The 15,849-nt window shown below is 72.5% G+C and carries 15 protein-coding genes; 6 read left to right on the top strand and 9 right to left on the bottom strand.

Going from position 1 to position 15,849, the window contains the following annotated elements; genetic code table 11:
* Positions 1 to 175: 175 nt before the first annotated feature.
* Positions 176 to 982: a phosphatase PAP2 family protein gene (locus ACLF5H_RS20215; protein ID WP_421677413.1), complete on the top strand. Its 807-nt coding sequence runs from the start codon at positions 176 to 178 to the stop codon at positions 980 to 982.
* Positions 979 to 1,950, top strand: coding sequence for a hypothetical protein (locus ACLF5H_RS20210; protein ID WP_421677412.1), 972 nt, complete (start codon positions 979 to 981; stop codon positions 1,948 to 1,950). The genes ACLF5H_RS20215 and ACLF5H_RS20210 overlap by 4 nt, the downstream gene beginning before the upstream one ends.
* 111 nt (positions 1,951 to 2,061) lie before the next feature.
* On the opposite strand, the gene ACLF5H_RS20205 is transcribed toward ACLF5H_RS20210, so the two are convergent.
* From ACLF5H_RS20205 to ACLF5H_RS20195, 3 genes are all read right to left on the bottom strand, one after another.
* Positions 2,062 to 2,910 (bottom strand): phospholipid scramblase-related protein, encoded by an 849-nt coding sequence (locus ACLF5H_RS20205; RefSeq protein ID WP_421677411.1) that lies wholly within the window; start codon positions 2,908 to 2,910, stop codon positions 2,062 to 2,064.
* A 66-nt stretch (positions 2,911 to 2,976) separates the two neighbouring features.
* Positions 2,977 to 5,025, bottom strand: a complete 2,049-nt coding sequence (locus ACLF5H_RS20200) for a phosphocholine-specific phospholipase C (protein ID WP_421677410.1) — start codon at positions 5,023 to 5,025, stop codon at positions 2,977 to 2,979.
* A 117-nt stretch (positions 5,026 to 5,142) separates the two neighbouring features.
* Positions 5,143 to 5,814, bottom strand: a complete 672-nt coding sequence (locus ACLF5H_RS20195) for a hypothetical protein (RefSeq protein WP_421677409.1) — start codon at positions 5,812 to 5,814, stop codon at positions 5,143 to 5,145.
* A gap of 261 nt (positions 5,815 to 6,075) precedes the next feature.
* Here ACLF5H_RS20195 and ACLF5H_RS20190 point away from each other — a divergent pair, with 261 nt between their 5' ends.
* Positions 6,076 to 6,732 carry a helix-turn-helix domain-containing protein gene (locus ACLF5H_RS20190; RefSeq protein WP_421677408.1) on the top strand — a complete coding sequence of 219 codons (657 nt, stop codon included), beginning with the start codon at positions 6,076 to 6,078 and terminating at the stop codon, positions 6,730 to 6,732.
* A 119-nt stretch (positions 6,733 to 6,851) separates the two neighbouring features.
* Positions 6,852 to 7,082, top strand: coding sequence for a hypothetical protein (locus ACLF5H_RS20185; RefSeq protein ID WP_421677407.1), 231 nt, complete (start codon positions 6,852 to 6,854; stop codon positions 7,080 to 7,082).
* 88 nt (positions 7,083 to 7,170) lie between these two features.
* Here the strand turns inward: ACLF5H_RS20185 and ACLF5H_RS20180 are convergent, their stop codons facing one another.
* The 3 genes from ACLF5H_RS20180 to ACLF5H_RS20170 form a co-directional block, all read right to left on the bottom strand.
* On the bottom strand, positions 7,171 to 7,854 hold the full coding sequence (locus ACLF5H_RS20180) for a 4'-phosphopantetheinyl transferase family protein (RefSeq protein ID WP_421677406.1): 684 nt from the start codon (positions 7,852 to 7,854) through the stop codon (positions 7,171 to 7,173).
* On the bottom strand, positions 7,802 to 8,710 hold the full coding sequence (locus tag ACLF5H_RS20175) for a metallophosphoesterase family protein (RefSeq protein ID WP_421677405.1): 909 nt from the start codon (positions 8,708 to 8,710) through the stop codon (positions 7,802 to 7,804). Before ACLF5H_RS20175 ends, ACLF5H_RS20180 begins: the two co-directional genes overlap by 53 nt.
* An 83-nt stretch (positions 8,711 to 8,793) precedes the next feature.
* Positions 8,794 to 10,131 (bottom strand): 6-phospho-beta-glucosidase, encoded by a 1,338-nt coding sequence (locus tag ACLF5H_RS20170; protein WP_421677404.1) that lies wholly within the window; start codon positions 10,129 to 10,131, stop codon positions 8,794 to 8,796.
* 265 nt (positions 10,132 to 10,396) lie between these two features.
* On the opposite strand from ACLF5H_RS20170, the gene ACLF5H_RS20165 reads away from it, so the two are divergent.
* Positions 10,397 to 11,239, top strand: a complete 843-nt coding sequence (locus ACLF5H_RS20165) for a hypothetical protein (RefSeq protein WP_421677403.1) — start codon at positions 10,397 to 10,399, stop codon at positions 11,237 to 11,239.
* Positions 11,240 to 11,315: 76 nt separating this feature from the next.
* On the opposite strand, the gene ACLF5H_RS20160 is transcribed toward ACLF5H_RS20165, so the two are convergent.
* Genes ACLF5H_RS20160 through ACLF5H_RS20150 form a run of 3 tightly spaced genes read right to left on the bottom strand, consistent with a single transcriptional unit; the run spans position 11,316 to position 13,624 of the window.
* Complete coding sequence (locus ACLF5H_RS20160; RefSeq protein WP_421677402.1) at positions 11,316 to 11,681, bottom strand: MerR family transcriptional regulator; 366 nt, start codon at positions 11,679 to 11,681, stop codon at positions 11,316 to 11,318.
* A gap of 37 nt (positions 11,682 to 11,718) precedes the next feature.
* A complete protein-coding gene (locus tag ACLF5H_RS20155; RefSeq protein WP_421677401.1) occupies positions 11,719 to 12,672 on the bottom strand; it encodes an aldo/keto reductase in 954 nt (317 codons plus the stop codon).
* Between the two features lie 49 nt (positions 12,673 to 12,721).
* Positions 12,722 to 13,624 (bottom strand): helix-turn-helix domain-containing protein, encoded by a 903-nt coding sequence (locus ACLF5H_RS20150; protein WP_421677400.1) that lies wholly within the window; start codon positions 13,622 to 13,624, stop codon positions 12,722 to 12,724.
* 146 nt (positions 13,625 to 13,770) lie between these two features.
* On the opposite strand from ACLF5H_RS20150, the gene tkt reads away from it, so the two are divergent.
* The gene (gene tkt / locus ACLF5H_RS20145) at positions 13,771 to 15,846 is read left to right on the top strand and encodes a transketolase (RefSeq protein ID WP_421677399.1); all 2,076 of its coding nucleotides are present in this window, start codon (positions 13,771 to 13,773) and stop codon (positions 15,844 to 15,846) included.
* Positions 15,847 to 15,849: the final 3 nt, after the last annotated feature.

The raw sequence follows: 15,849 nt of genomic DNA, 5'->3' as shown, positions 1-15,849 counted from the left end.
GGGCCCAGTTTCCAGTGTGTCGCACTTCAATCGATACATGAGTGTACCGGTACTCCATCGTATCGGTACACTGCCGTATCGGTACACCAACGTATCGGTACGGACACGTACCCAAGGGTTGCCGCACCGTACCGAAGCACCGCCACACACGATCGTCAGCGAAGGGGGCCGGGGGATGACTGCGCTCACCGAGCCTGCCGAGGCAGAAACGGAGCCGGACGCCGTCGCGCGTCCGGGTCTCATACGCGAGTTCCTGCTCGTCGCGGGGCTCTTCCTCGTCTACAAGCTCGGCCGTCAGCTGGCCACCGGCCACACCGCGCGCGCCTTCCACAACGCCCGTCGCGTCTGGGACCTCGAACGGTCCCTGCACCTCCCGCACGAGACCGCCGTCCAGTCGGCGCTGCTGCACGGCGACACGCTCGTGCGGGTGGCCAACACCTATTACGCGACGGTGCACTTCCCGGCCACGCTCGCCTTCCTGGTCTGGCTCTACCTCCGGCGCCCCGCGCACTACGTCTGGGCCCGCCGGGTCCTCGCCGCGGTCACCGCGGCCGCCCTGGTGCTGCCCTTCACCTTCCCGCTGGCCCCGCCACGGATGCTGGCCGGGACCGGCCTGGTGGACACCGCCCGGATCTACGGCCCCTCGGTGTACGGCCCACCGGCCCACGACCATCTCTCCAACCAGTTCGCCGCGATGCCCTCGCTGCACTTCGGCTGGGCGCTGATGGTGGCGATCGGACTGATCGCGGCCACCCGCTCGCGCTGGCGCCTGCTCTGGCTGCTGCACCCGCTGCTCACACTGCTGGTGATCGTGGGCACCGCCAACCACTACTGGCTCGACGCGCTCGCCGCGACCGCCATGCTGGGCGTCGCCCTCGCGCTGCTCCGCCCCCCGCACCGCGCCACCACCGCGCTGGGCCGCGGCACCGGCCGGATCGTCCCGCGCCAGCGCCGGCGGGTCCTGGCGGGAGCGGCCCGGTGAACGCCGCCGAGCTGGTCGCCGTCGCGCTGTCCCTGGTCTCGGCCGTGGCCTACGCGCTCGCCGCCGTCGCCCAGGAACGCCTGGCCGCCTGCGACGACGGGGCCGGGCTGCTGCGGCTGCTCGGCACGGGCGCCTGGTGGTCGGCGGTCGGCCTGAACGCGGCGGCCGCGCTGCTGCATGTCGCGGCCCTCAAGTACGGTCCGCTGACCGTCGTACAGCCGCTCGGCGCGCTGACCCTGGTGGCGGCCGTGCCGCTGGGCGCGCGGGCGGCCGGGCGGCGGGTCAGCGCGGTGGAGTGGCGCGGTACGGCACTCACCCTGCTCGGCCTCGGCGCGGTGCTGGTCACCGCGTCGGGCCCGGCGCCCTCCCGGGTGCTCAGCCTGCCGGAAGCGGTCGCGGTGGCCGGTACGACGGCCGCGCTGGTCGGCGCCCTGTCCTGGCCCGGCGCCCGGCCCGGACTGCGGCACGCGACCGCGTCCGGGTTCGCCTCCGGGGTCGCCTCCGCGCTCACCCAGACCGTGACCGTGGCCGCCACCGACCGCTCGGGCCCGGTGCTGAGCACCAAGGTGATCGTGGTCGCGACGCTGGTCGCGGCGTTCGCCGTCGGCGGGCTGCTGCTCTCGCAGACCGCCTATCGCGGCGGCCTCGGCGCCCCGCTGGCGGTCGTCACCCTGGCCAATCCGGTGGCCGCCGCGCTGATCGGGCTCACCCTGCTCGGGCAGGGGCTCACCGGCGGCGCGGGCGGTGTGCTGCTGGCGCTCGCCGGGGCGGCGCTGGCCGCCCGGGGTGTGGTGCTGCTCACCCGGGTCACCAGGGAGACGGCGGACGACGCGGAGCCGCACGACCATCCGGTGGCGGCGGTGCTCGCCCTGCGGGCGGAGACGGCGGCGGCCGAACCCGCCCTGCGGTCCCGGCTGCCGGAGCAGCCCGAACGGCCCGAACAGCCGGGGCATCTCACGGCGCTGTGACCGCGGTGCCCGCAGACGTCGGCGGCCGGTGCGCGCGTTTCCGCGTGCACCGACCGCCGTTGCCGTACCCGGTGTTCTGCTGTGCGTCGCGTGCCCCCGTACGGGAGGCGGTCAGTTCCAGCCCCGCGAGTCCTGCTTGAGCGCGGTGTCGACGGTCAGGGCCGTCGCGACCACCAGGCTCAGCAGCGGCTCGGGCAGCTGGTAGTGGATCTGGAGGACGTAGTTGTCCGCGGAGGTGAACAGCGTCTTGGCGAGGCCCTCCCAGGTCTTGGTGATCCGGGCCACCTCGCTGTCCGTGTGGTCGACGATCGCGAAGTTCCACGCCCGCCAGTTCTCCGCCTTGATCGCGCCGACCTGCTGGCCGTTCACGTTCATCGCGAAGTTGATCTTGCCGATCATGTTCTGCTGGACGATCTCACCGACCGGCGTGCCGTCCGGGCGGGACACGATCACCCGGGACTTGAAGATCTTCGCGGGCCGGGTCAGCAGCAGCTGCGGCTGGCCGTAGGCGTCGCGGATCTCCAGCTTGTGGGTGAGGAACTGGTCCCAGCTGGAGACGAAGCGCAGGATCTTGCGCAGCGCGCCCTGCCCGACCTCGGTGACCGAGCCGAGCTCGCGGCCGTTCTGATCCATGACCTTGTACTCATTGGTCAGCTCGATCAGCTTGGCCTTCTGGTTCACCACCAGCACCGGCTCGGTGAACAGGGTGCCGCCGCCGGGGCCGCCGGCCACGACACCCGCCTGCTGCTGCACCTGGCGCTGCACCCGGGCGTCGGGGGCCTGCTGCTGCGGGAACTGCTGCTGCGGCGCGGCCTGCTGGGCCGCCGGGGCCTGCTGGCCCTGCTGGGCCTGGTTGTTCGTGTGCTCGGTCCACTGGCTGCCGTCCCAGTAACGGAGCGTCTGAGGCGCGCCGTGCGGGTCCGGGTACCAGCCTGCCGGAGTGTTTGATTGCGTGGTCACCGGGGCACACTACCCTGCTCTGACCGGTACCTGACCAGCCCGGCGGAAGCGGTGTTCATCGCCCGTTCACTCCGTCGCGAGCGCCGGGTCGCTGACGCCGGGCCGCCCGTTCTCCACGTGCCCGGCGAAGCCGCGCAGGAAGGCCGGGTCGTCCGCCGAGGTGATCGTCAGGTCGTACCAGAGGTGGCTGCTCGTCAGGTCCACGGTGTGCCGGACGGTCGCGCCGGGACGTACGGACACGGTGACCGGGGCGCCGCCGTAGCCGCTGGCTATCTTCAGCCGGGCCGTGCCGGAGCCCTTGGTGGTGAGGGTGAGTTCGACGTGGTCGCCGGTGTGCCGGGCGGTCACCTCGGGGCCCGCCGCCTTGTTGCCGCCCTTGAAGACGCGCAGGAAGCCGTTGGGGCCGTGCACGGCGAGGTCGTAGGAGCCGCCGGAGTAGGCCGAGTTCCAGGTGTCGGACAGGGTCTTGCCGGACTCGGTGGTGTAGGTCCAGGGGCCGTCGGTGCGGTTGCCGGAGGTGACGAGGAAGACCGCGCCCGCCTTCGCGCCCGAGGCGAAGGTGAGGGTGAAGGTGCCGGCCGAGGTGTCCGCGGAGCCGTCCACGGCGGGCGCGTACTTCAGCGGGCGGGTGGGGCGGCTGCCGCGCTCCTGCCGGGGCAGCGAGGGGTTCGCGGGCGGCTTGGGCACGTAGTCGGGGTGCCGGTCGTGGTCCGGCGGCTGGTAGGCGGCCGTGGAGGGCAGGGAGACGGGCTTGGTGTCCTTGCGGGAGAAGTCGAAGGCGCTGGTGAGGTCGCCGCACACGGCCCGCCGCCAGGGCGAGATGTTCGGCTCGCGCACCCCGAAGCGCTGCTCGATGAAGCGGATGATGGAGGTGTGGTCGAAGGTCTCGGAGCAGACGTAGCCGCCCTTGCTCCAAGGCGAGACGACCAGCATCGGCACCCGCTGGCCGAGACCGTACGGTCCCGCCGCGTACCCGGCGCCGCCCTGGTACAGGTCGGCCGAGGCGTCGACCGTGGACTTGCCCTGCGCCCCGGAGGCGGCCGGGAACGGCGGCACGACATGGTCGAAGAAGCCGTCGTTCTCGTCGTAGGTCAGGAACAGGGCCGTCTTCGCCCACACCTCGGGGTTGGAGGTGAGCGCGTCGAGGACCTGGGAGACGTACCAGGCGCCGTAGTTGGCGGGCCAGTTGGGGTGCTCGGTGAACGCCTCGGGGGCGGCGATCCAGGAGACCTGCGGGAGCGTCCCGGCCTTGACGTCCGCCTTCAGCCGGTCGAAGAAGCCCTCACCGGCCTTCGCGTTCGTACCGGTGCGGGCCTTGTCGTACAGCGGGTCGCCGGGCTTCGCGTCGCGGTACGCGTTGAAGTAGAGCAGCGAGTTGTCGCCGTAGTTGCCCCGGTAGGCGTCGTCGATCCAGCCCCAGCCGCCGTTCGCGTCCAGGCCGTCGCCGATGTCCTGGTAGATCTTCCAGGAGACGCCCGCCTGCTCCAGGCGCTCGGGGTACGTCGTCCAGCCGTAGCCCTTCTCGTCGTTGCCGAGGACCGGGCCGCCGCCTTTGCCGTCGTTCCCGGTGTAACCCGACCACATGTAGTAGCGGTTGGGGTCGGTGGAGCCGATGAACGAGCAGTGGTAGGCGTCGCAGACGGTGAACGCGTCCGCGAGGGCGTAGTGGAAGGGGATGTCCCGGCGGGTCAGGTACGCCATCGTGGTCGATGACTTGGCGGGTACCCACTTGTCGTACTTGCCGCCGTTGAACGCGGTGTGCCCGTCGTTCCAGCCGTGCGGCAGGTCCTGGATGAAGGCGAGGCCGAGGTCGTCGGCGTCCGGGTGGAAGGGCAGGATGTCCCGGGTGCCGTCCGACTGCTGCCAGACGGAGCGGCCGTGCTGGCTGACCGCGCGCGGGTCACCAAAACCCCGGACGCCCCGCAGCGAGCCGAAGTAGTGGTCGAAAGAACGGTTCTCCTGCATCAGGACGACGATGTGCTCGACGTCCTCGACCGATCCGGTGCGATGGTTCGCGGGCAGCGCGGCGGCGCGCTGGATGCTGCTCGACAACGCCGTGAACGCCGTCGTGGCGCCCGCGATCTGGAGAAAGCGCCGGCGGTTGACTTCGGTCATGGGGGGTGGGTCCTCTCGTCCTGACGTCCGTGACTGCCGCGCCGAGTGTTCCAAGCGCGGCGAACGTCAGGGAAGGGTGAGATGACGCCGATGTGAAAGTACGGCTCTGGAACGGTGTCAGCCCTCCGGGGGCGGGACCACCGTCAGATGCGCCGGCATGGCGCGGGACCTGCGCGGACGCCGGACCGGCGCGGCGGCCCCGCGGGAGTCGCGCGGGACCAACGTCAGGCGTCGGCAGCCCAGTTCGCGCAGGGCCTGGGGCGTCTCGTCCACGATGCGGCACTCGGTGGGGCCCCGGCGCGGATCGGGTGGCAGCAGCAGCCGTACGGCCCCGTCGAGCCGGGTGCCGCGCTCGCCGACGGCGCGGATCCAGTGCGGCAGGCCCTGCCGGTAGGCGGCGTCCATCAGCGGGTCCTGCGTGATCTCCCGGCGGATGGCCTGGAGTTCGGGATCGTGGCCGTAGGCGTCCATGGCGCCCTTGAACTGGGCCAGCATCGGCAGGCACCAGCCCGCCTCGTGGTCGCCGAGGACCAGCCCGGCGTCCGGGTGGAAGAGCACGAACCGCAGGAAGTTGTCCCCGGGCATGGCCGTGGGGTGCGGGCGCGCCCCGCCGAAGAGCGTGGCGTAGGCGTCATTGGCCAGCACCACGTCCCAGCGGTGGTCCACCACCAGGGACGGGAAGGGCACGGCGTCCAGCAGCACGCCGTAGTCCTGTAGGTACGACTGGGTCTCGGAGGTCTCGGGGACGGGCCGCGGCGCCGGCCACTGCCCTCCTGCCTGATGTGCCATCGGGAGGTCACCCCTCTTGCCTCTGCGGCCTTCACGCGGCGATGCGATCCTGCTTCCCCACGAGGAGTGATGTCAACTATCGTGGCATTCCAGGCCGGTTGACGGCTGAAATTCGCCACAGTTGTGGCGACACCTGGATGTGGGTTCACAGCACGGGCTAATCTCCGGGAAGTTCACGGCGACCGCCGGTCCTGGTACCGAGCATGCGGGATGCACGGACGCACCTGTTGCCCTTGCTTGAGAGACGTAGGAGTTCTGTCGGTGACGGATGGCTACGAGGATCCGGGCGCCGCGGCGACCGCCCAGCTGCCGGCCGTCGTCGCCCGCGTCACCGCGCTCGCCGAGCGCCTCGGGGTGACCCAGGCCGAGGTCTTCGACATCGCGCGGCTCTCGGTCGCCTGCGGGGTGCCCGAGCCGGTGGTCAAGGCGCTGCTCAGCGGGCGCCCGGCGGGCGAACCCGATGTCCAGGCGCGGTTTCTGCAGCGCCTCGGGCTGCTGCGGCGCTCCCGGCTGAAACCGAACGGCCGCAAGTACACCCAGCAGGAGATCGCCGACGGCGCGGGCATGTCCCGGCAGCAGGCCGGTGCCCTGATCAACGGCGACCGGCGGCCCACCATGGAGCACTGCGACGCGTTGCAGCGCTTCTTCCGGGTGCACGCCGGGTTCCTGACGGCGGAGGATCCCGAGGCGCTGGCGGGCGCGCTCCAGCGCACCGAGCAGGAACTGCTCCAGAAGCTGGCCGACCGGGAGCGGGCCGCGGCCGGTCCCGCCGAGGATCCGCTGGAACGGCTGCTCCAGGACCACGGGGTGCGCGGAATCGCCTGGCGGGCCGCGCAGTTGCCGACCGACCAGCACCGGGACAAGGTCGCGGAATGGCTGGACATGCTCCTGGAGAGCGTGAAACGGCCGGAGGCCTGACGGCGCCCGGGACACAGGCCGAGGTGCGGTTTCGCCCGATTGTCAGTGGTGGGCGGCAAGCTGGTGTGCGTGCGCCGCAGCGCGCGTGACCGTGCCGCCTACTCGGGGAGAGCCGACCGATGCCCACCGCCGTACTGACCGATCATGAGCGCACCGCAGTCCAGGCCTACTTGCGGCTGCTGCACACGGTGCGCGCCGCCTTCGACGGTCCACCGGACGGGGCGCCGCCCGCCCTGGTGCCGCCGTCCGTGCTCGCCGAGGCGGAGACGGCCCTGACCCGGGCGGGCCTCACGGGCAACGAGGAGGAGTTCTTCCGGATGCTGGGCGAGTGGTGCCCGTCGGCCGGCTGACCGGGCGCCGGACCGGTCCGGGGAACGCGGGTCCGTCGTAGCGGTGCTCGTCGGGCGCCCGTGCCCGTCGGCCGGGCGCCCGGGGCCGTCAGGCGGAGTGCGGGATGACGACCGTGGTGGTCACCAGGGCGTCCCGGGCGGCCCAGCGGCCGTCGAGGACCTGGAGGCGGCGGCCGCCGACGAGGGGGCCGGGGACCAGGAGTTCGGCGTGCAGGGTGCCGTGCGCGGCGCCGTCGGGGGACGGGCACAGGGTGATGTCGGCCTCGGAGAAGTCCAGCCACTCGCGGGTGAGCGGGAACCACGCCTTGTACACCGACTCCTTGGCGCTGAACAGGATCCGGTCCCAGTGCACGGCGGGCCGCTGCTCGGCGAGCCGCGCGAGGCGTGCCGTCTCGGCGGGCAGGAAGACGGTGGCGCCGACGCCGTCGGGCAGCGGGCCGTGCGGTTCGGCGTCGATGCCCAGCGAGACGAGGTCGGTGGCACGGACCAGCGCGGCGGCGCAGTAGCCGTCGCAGTGGGTCATGCTGCCGACGATGCCCGCCGGCCACTGCGGGGCGCCCCGCTCACCGCTGACCACGGGCCGCGGCGGAATGCCGAGCTTCTCCATGGCCCGCCGGGCGCAGCCGCGCACGGCCGCGAACTCGCGGCGCCGCTTGGCCACGGCCCGGGCGACGAGCACCTCTTCCTCCGGGTGGAGGGGGGTGTCCCACAGCGGGTCGTCACGAAGTGCCTCCACGGCCACGACCGACTCCGGGAGCAGTTCCTCGATCACCGGCTTCCACCTCCTCCATCGGCAGGATGCGGCGCGCCGTGCCCGGCTGCTGCGAACGCTTGCGCCACTCGCGGGGGTAGCCCACGGAGACCTCGGTGAAGCGGACCCCGTCGTGCCAGGTGGTGCGGGGGATGTGCAGATGGCCGTAGACCATGGTGGCGACGCGGAACCGGCGGTGCCAGTCGGCGGTCAGCTCGGTGCCGCACCACATGGCGAACTCGGGGTGCCACAGCACCTCGGTGGGGTGCCGGTGCAGCGGGTAGTGGTTGGCCAGCACGGTCGGCAGGTCCGCGGGCAGCGCCGCGAGCCGCTCCTCGGTCCGTGCCACCCGGTCGCGGCACCACGCCTCGCGGCTCGGGTACGGGTCGGGGTGCAGCAGGTACTCGTCGTTGCAGACGATGCCGGTGCTCTCGGCGTAGGCGAGGCCCTCGGCCTTGGTGGAGCAGCCGGCGGGCAGGAAGCTGTAGTCGTAGCCGAGGAACAGCGGGGCGACGGCGACCGGGCCGCCGGGGCCCTGCCAGACGGGGTAGGGGTCCTCGGGGGTGAGGACGCCGAGTTCGCGGCAGACCTGGACCAGGTGCTCGTAGCGGGCGACGCCGCGCAGCTGCACGGGGTCCTTCGGGTGGGTCCACAGGTCGTGGTTGCCCGGTGTCCACAGGACCTTGCGGAAGCGGGCCGCGAGGGTGGCGAGGGTCCAGCGGATGTCCTCCACCGTCTCCGCGATGTCGCCCGCGACGATCAGCCAGTCCTCGTCGCCCGTCGGGTGCAGCTGCTCCACGAGCGCCCGGTTCTCCGGGTAGGAGATGTGCAGATCGCTGATGGCCAGCAACTGGCCGGGACCGGCCGTCGGCTCCACCCCGTGTTCCCCTTCCCATCAGCGGTTTGTCTGGTCCACAAGAACATAATTGTGTGCGGCGTTCAAGTGCCTCTTGAGCCGGTCTACTTGAGGTAGGAAAGGCCCGGATGGACCGCCAGGTAGCCGTCCGTCAGCCGGCGTGCCACGTTCACCGAGTCGACCAGGGGGTGCAGGGCGAACGCCTTGAGCGCGGTCGCCCGGGAACCGGACTCGGCGGCGGCGAGCACCTCGCGCTCCACCGCCTTGACCGAGGAGACCAGGCCCGTCGCGTGGTCGGGCAGCGGGGCGGTGGCCAGGGGGTGGGCGCCGTTGGCGTCCACCAGGCAGGGGACCTCGATGACCGCGTCGGCGTCCAGGTCCGGCAGGGTGCCCTGGTTGCGGACGTTGAGGATGAGGGTCGTACGGGCGTCGCGGGCGATGGCGCGCATCAGGGCGAGGGCCACCTTCTCGTAGCCGCCGGAGAGGTCCTCCTCCTCGCGTTCACCGGCGCCCGCGGTCTCCCGGTTCTCCGCCATGTACGTCGCCTCGCGCTCGGCGCGGGTGCGGTCCCAGGCGCCCAGCGCGGAGACGTCCGGGCGCCCGGCCTCGGCGTAGAAGCGGGCCTGCTGGTCGCGCAGGAAGGCGCCGCGGGTCGCCTCGGCCTGCCGGTAGGCGCGGACGGTCTCGCGGTTGAAGTAGTAGTAGTGCAGGTACTCGTTGGGGATCGCGCCGAGCGAGGTCAGCCAGTCGGGGCCGAAGAGCCTGCCCTCCTCGAAGGAGCCGAGCAGCGCGGGATCGGCGAGCAGCCGGGGCAGTTCGTCGCGTCCGGCGACGCGCAGGCCGCGGACCCAGCCGAGGTGGTTGAGTCCGACGTAGTCCACGAAGGCGTCCTGCGGGTCGGCGCCGAGGACGCGGGCGAGGCGGCGGCCGAGGCCGACCGGGGAGTCGCAGATGCCGATGACCCGGTCGCCGAGGTGCCGGGACATCGCCTCGGTGACCAGACCGGCCGGATTGGTGAAGTTGATCACCCAGGCGTCGGGGGCGAGGCGGGCCACCCGGCGGGCGATCTCGGTGGCGACGGGCACGGTGCGCAGCCCGTAGGCGATGCCGCCCGCGCCGACCGTCTCCTGCCCGAGCACGCCCTCGGCCAGCGCGACCCGCTCGTCGTCCGCCCGGCCGTCGAGGCCGCCGACACGGATCGCGGAGAACACGAAGTCGGCGCCGCGCAGGGCCTCGTCGAGTTCCGTGGTGGTGGTCACCCGGGGCGCGTCCGGGCTCTGGGCGGCCTGCTCGGCGAGGACCCGGGAGACCGCGTGCAGCCGGTCGGCGTCCAGGTCGTGCAGGACGACCTCGGTGACCCGGCCCTCGGTGCGGTCGGTCAGCAGCGCGCCGTACACGAGCGGCACGCGGAAGCCGCCACCGCCCAGAATCGTCAGCCTCACGTCACCACGCACCTTTCCCGAGTCCCGAGACCCCTGCCAGGCACATCATCCCCGTGCGCCGCCTCCGGGCGCACGTTCCGGGCCCCCTCGCTTGCCCGCCGGTCCCGCGAAGGCACCGGCGCGTCCCCGCAAGTCGCCGGGGCGTCGGCCGGAAGTCGCCGGGGCGTCGGCCGGAACCGGCACACCCGACGCGTCGCCGTCACCCGCCGGCCGCCGATCCGTGGTTGCATGCGAACCCCGACTCCACAGCTGTGACAGGAGCCTGATGAAGCGTCAAATCGCCGCGCTCACCGCACTGGTGGGCGCCCTCGTGTGTGCCGCCTCGAGCGCCTCGGCGGCCGGGCAGGACCGGTGGACGGCGGCCGGGACGTCGTACACCGACACCCTGGGCGGCGGCCAGGGCCTCGCCAGCCGGGCCGACGGCTCGCTGCTGCACCGCGGACTGCTGGACATCCCGCTGGATCTGCGGATCAAGGGCTGGAACCACGTGGGCGACCCGGACATCGCGCGCGGCTATGTCTTCGACGCCTACCAGGGCGCGGACACGGCCACGTCGAAGATGTACGCGGTGACCACACCGGACGGCAAGCGGTACGACTATGTGCACCCGCTGGATCCGGGCGAGAAGGTGAACAACTCCTTCGCCGCGGTCTCGCCCGACGGGCAGTGGCTGGTCTCCGGCGAGTGGGAGGACCAGGACCGGCTCCAGGTGTTCCCCGCGCCGCTGCTCAACCCGGCGACCCCGCGCACCGGCGGGACGCTGGCCCAGGCCGGGCAGATCAGCCTGGACAGGCCGGTGCGCGACATCCAGGGCTGCGACTTCGTGACCGCCACCCGGCTGGTGTGCGCCTCCGACGACGGCTCGGGCACGCTGTTCCCGCAGAGCAGGCCGCTCCTCCAGGTCGATCTGCCGCACCCGCTGGACGGCAGGCCGGTCACCGGCCGGGTGAGCAGCCTCTTCGGACTCCCCCAGCAGAGCCTGTGCAAGGGCACGTTCGAGGCCGAGGGCGTCGACTACGACCCCGGCACCGGCACCCTGCGCACCGAGGTGATCGCACCGGGCGTGTGCGCGGTGGCGACGACGGTGTACGCGTACCACCTGGAGTAGGGGCGCGCCCCGGGGGGCGGCGGCGCGGCGGACGGTTCCGGCCGACTTCGCGGACGTCGGCCGGGTCCCCCGAGGCTCAGCCGTAGTAGGCGATCTTCTCGTCGAGCACCGCCATGGCCCGGTGCAGCGCCGCCGCCCGTTCCGCGAGGGCGGCGCGGCGCTCGCGCAGGAAGGACACCCGGTCCTGCGGGGGCTGTTCGGCGCGCAGGAGGGCGACGAAGCCGCGCAGGTCCGCGATGCCGAGACCGGCTTCCCGGAAGCAGGTGACCAGGCCGATCCAGAAGACGTCGTCCTCGGTGTACTCCCGGCGGCCGCCCGGTGAGCGCCGGATCGGGCCGATGAGCCCTTCGCGCTCGTAGTAGCGCAGGGTGTCGAGGGAGACGCCGGTGCGGTCGGCCGCCCGCGCGGGCGAGAGGGTCGCGGTCGGGCTGCTGGGGGTCATGGGGGCTCCTTGGTCGCGGGGTTTCCGGCGGCGGCCACTACCGCGCCGCCGCGAAGCGCGCCATGTGCTCGTCACCGAGGCGCACTTGGCGTGCGGCGAGCGCCTCCTCGACATGGTGCACCCGGCTCGCGCCGACGATGGGATCGATCCCCTGCCGCATCAGCCAGGCGAGGACGACCTGGTTGCGGGTGGCCGAGAGTTCCTCGGCGACGGCGTCCAGGACCGCGAGGACCCGTGCGGTGCCGGGGTGGTCATAGGTGAGCGGCAGCGGCTTGTCCGGGCGGGTGTACGAACCCCACAGCAGAGAGCTGTACGACCACACCGTGAGCCCCTCCGCCGCCGCGAGGTCCAGGTCCTCGGCGGTGAGCAGGCGGTGGCCCGCCTCCGCGACGGGGGTGAGCGGGCGCGGCTGGAGGAGCGAGTGCCGCAGTTGCAGGGCCGTCCAGGGCGCCAGATGCCGCTCCCGCGCGAGGGACCGGGCGCGCTCGACGCGCCAGGCGGCGTGGTTGGCCGCCCCGATCCGCCGGGCCACTCCCTCGCCGACCAGTTCGCCGAAGGCGCCGACCGTCTCCTCCAGTTCCACGCTCCGGTCCTCGGCGTGCGCCCAGAGCAGATCGAGGTGCTCGACGCCCAGGCGGCGCAGGCTCTCCTCGACGCCCTTGCGGATCGCGGGCGCGGAGAGCCCTTCCGCGCTCCCTGGCCAGGAGCCCGGCACCAGCGGGTTGTGCCGCACCTTCGTCGCGATCCGTACCGCCTCGCGTGCCCCCGGGCGGGCCCGTAGCCAATCGCCGATGACCCGTTCGCCGGCGCCGCCGACGCCCTCGGGATCGGCCCAGAAGGAGTAGCAGTTCGCGGTGTCGAGCCAGCGGCCGCCGCCGGCGACGAAGGAGTCGAGGACCGCGAAGGCCCGCTCGCGGTCGACGCGGGTTCCGAAGTCCATGGTGCCGAGGACGATCTGGGGGTGGGTGGCGTGCACCCGGCCGGTGTTCATGCGCCCATGCTCGGATCTGGAGCGCGCTCCAGGTCAAGAGCCGCGGCGGTCAGCGCAGTTCGGCGCGGAAGGCCACCGGTGTCCGCCCGGTGTGCAGTTGGAAGAACTTGGAGAAGTTCGCCGCGTCCGGGAAGCCGACGGCCGCGCCGACCCGGCCGATGGGCAGCTCGGTGTGGGCGAGGAGGCGTTTGGCCTCCAGGACGACGCGTTTGTCGATGAAGCCCTTGGGGGTCTCGCCGGTGGCGGCGCGGACGGCGCGCACCAGGGTGCGGCGGGAGTAACCGAGGGCGTCGGCGTAGGCGCTGACACTGTGATTGGTGGCGAAGCCCTGCTCGACCGCCTCCCGGAACAGGGTGAAGGTGCTGTCCGACTGCTGCCGTGAGCCGGGCGCCGAGCTGGCGGCGAGGTGGGCGAGGCGCAGCAGGAACGCGGTCAGCCCGTGCCGCAGGACGGCCGTGTGCAGGCTCGGCGGGAGCGTCGCCGTGTCCTCGTACTCGCGGCGCAGCTGCTCCAGGGCCGCCCGGAGCGCTTCGAGCTGGGCCGTCCCGGGGTGCAGCAGCGGCGGCAGGTCGTAGCGGTACAGGCCGGTGGCCTCCACGGTGGCACGCGGCAGGAAGCCGGGCTGCATGGTCAGCACGGTTCCGCGGTACACGCACTCCCGGGAGAAGCGGTGGACCTGTCCGGGACGTATCCACAGCAGGTCGCCGGCCGCGGCCTCGTACTCGGTGAAGTCGACCATATGGCGTACGGGGCCCTCGGTGAACAGCAGGACCACATGGAAGTCGATGCGGTGCACGCGGTCCAGCGGGATGTCGGCCCGCCAGCCGCGGCCGGTGCCCATACGGCCGATCCGCATGCCGACGCCGCCGACGGCCAGCTCGGTCGGGAAGGGGAGGGTCCGGATGCCGTCACCGACCGCCGCGCCGCCCTCTTGGGGCGTTGTGTCAGCCATGTCCTTTTCGTGCCGTCCCTGCTCCGCGATCACTGTCCCAGATTCACCACAGGGTGACACATCCCGCCCTTCCGTCGAAAAAGTCAGACTTTTAAGTTTGAACGCGTCCGGCCAGCCCTTCCGTACTGAACGAGGACTTCTTGAAGATGAGCACGCAGACTTCCGGTGGCTTCGAGTGGACCGATCTCGACCGGCGGGCCGTGGACACCGCCCGTCTGCTGGCGGCCGACGCGGTGCAGAAGGTGGGCAACGGCCACCCGGGCACCGCGATGAGCCTGGCGCCTGCCGCGTACACGATCTTTCAGAAGGTGATGCGTCACGACCCGGCGGACCCGGAGTGGACCGGCCGTGACCGGTTCGTCCTCTCCCCCGGCCACACCTCGCTGACCCTGTACACCCAGCTGTTCCTGGCCGGGTACGAGCTGGAGCTGGACGATCTGAAGGCGTTCCGCACCCAGGGCTCCCGGACCCCGGGCCACCCCGAGTACGGGCACACCGCGGGCGTGGAGACCACCACCGGGCCGCTCGGGCAGGGCGCCGCCAACGCGGTGGGCATGGCGATGGCCGCCCGCTACGAGCGCGGCCTGTTCGACCCTGAGGCCCCCGCGGGCACCTCCCCCTTCGACCACACCGTCTGGGCGATCGTCTCCGACGGCGACCTGGAGGAGGGCGTCAGCGCCGAGGCGTCCTCGCTCGCCGGCCACCAGAAGCTCGGCAACCTGGTCTTCCTCTACGACGACAACCACATCTCCATCGAGGGCGACACCGCGACCGCCTTCTCCGAGGACGTCCTGAAGCGGTACGAGGCGTACGGCTGGCACACCCAGCGCGTCGCGCCCACCGCCGACGGCGACGTGGACGCGCCCGCCCTGTACGCGGCCCTCCAGGCGGCGCGGAACGAGACCGGGCGGCCCTCGATCATCGCGCTGCGCACGATCATCGCCTGGCCCGCCCCGAACGCCCGCGACACCGAGGCCTCCCACGGCTCGGCGCTCGGCGCGGCGGAGATCGCGGCCACCAAGCGGCTCCTCGGCTTCGACCCGGAGCTGTCCTTCCAGGTCGAGGACGCGGTCCTGAAGCACGCCCGGCGGGCCCTGGACCGGGGCGCGGAGGCGCACGCGGCCTGGGACAAGCGGATCGCCGAGTGGCGGGACGCCGAGCCGGAGCGCGCCGCCCTGTTCGACCGGATCAGCCGGGGCGAGCTGCCCGCGGGCTGGGCGGACACCCTGCCGGTGTTCGAGGAGGGCAGGTCGGTCGCCACCCGCGCCGCCTCCGGCAAGGTACTCCAGTCGCTGGGCCCGGTGCTGCCGGAGCTGTGGGGCGGCTCCGCCGACCTCGCCGGCTCGAACAACACCGACATCGACAAGTCCAGCTCATTTCTCCCCGAGGGCAACCCGCTGCCGACGGCCGACCCCTATGGTCGTACCGTGCACTTCGGCATCCGCGAGTTCTCCATGGCGGCGGAGATGAACGGCATCGCCCTGCACGGCAACACCCGCGTCTACGGCGGCACCTTCCTGGTGTTCTCCGACTACATGCGCAACGCGGTGCGGATGTCCGCGCTGATGCAGCTGCCGGTGACGTACATCTGGACGCACGACTCCATCGGCCTCGGCGAGGACGGCCCGACCCATCAGCCCGTCGAGCACCTGGCCTCGCTGCGGGCCGTCCCGGGTCTGAACGTCGTCCGCCCGGCGGACGCCAACGAGACCGTGATCGCCTGGGCCGAGATCCTGAAGAGGCACGCCACCAGCCCTGCCCCGCACGGGCTCGCGCTCACCCGCCAGGGCGTGCCGGTGTACGCGCCGAACGAGGACGCGGCCAAGGGCGGCTATGTGCTGCGCGAGTCCTCGACGGAGGTCCCGGAGGTGATCATCATCGCGACGGGCTCCGAGGTGCAGCTCGCCGTGGCCGCGCGGGAGCTGCTGGAGGCCGAGGGCACCGGCACCCGGGTGGTCTCGATGCCGTCCGTGGAGTGGTTCGAGGAGCAGCCGCGCGCCTGGCGCGAGCGGGTGCTGCCGCCGGCCGTGCGGGCCCGGGTGGCGGTGGAGGCCGGCATCGGGCTGACCTGGTACCGCTATGTGGGTGACGCGGGCCGGATCGTCTCCCTGGAGCACTTCGGCGCCTCCGCCGCCGCGGGGACCCTGTTCACCGAGTTCGGCTTCACCCCCGAGAACGTCGCCGCGACGGCCCGCGAGTCGCTCGCCGCCGCGCGCGTCTGACAC

The organism is Streptomyces sp. LaBMicrA B280, from assembly GCF_049222185.1.
In the GTDB taxonomy this organism is placed as follows: Bacteria; Actinomycetota; Actinomycetes; order Streptomycetales; family Streptomycetaceae; genus Streptomyces; species Streptomyces murinus.
Note: the sequence above shows the minus strand (reverse complement) of the source record. Positions and strands in the feature narration are given on the sequence as shown.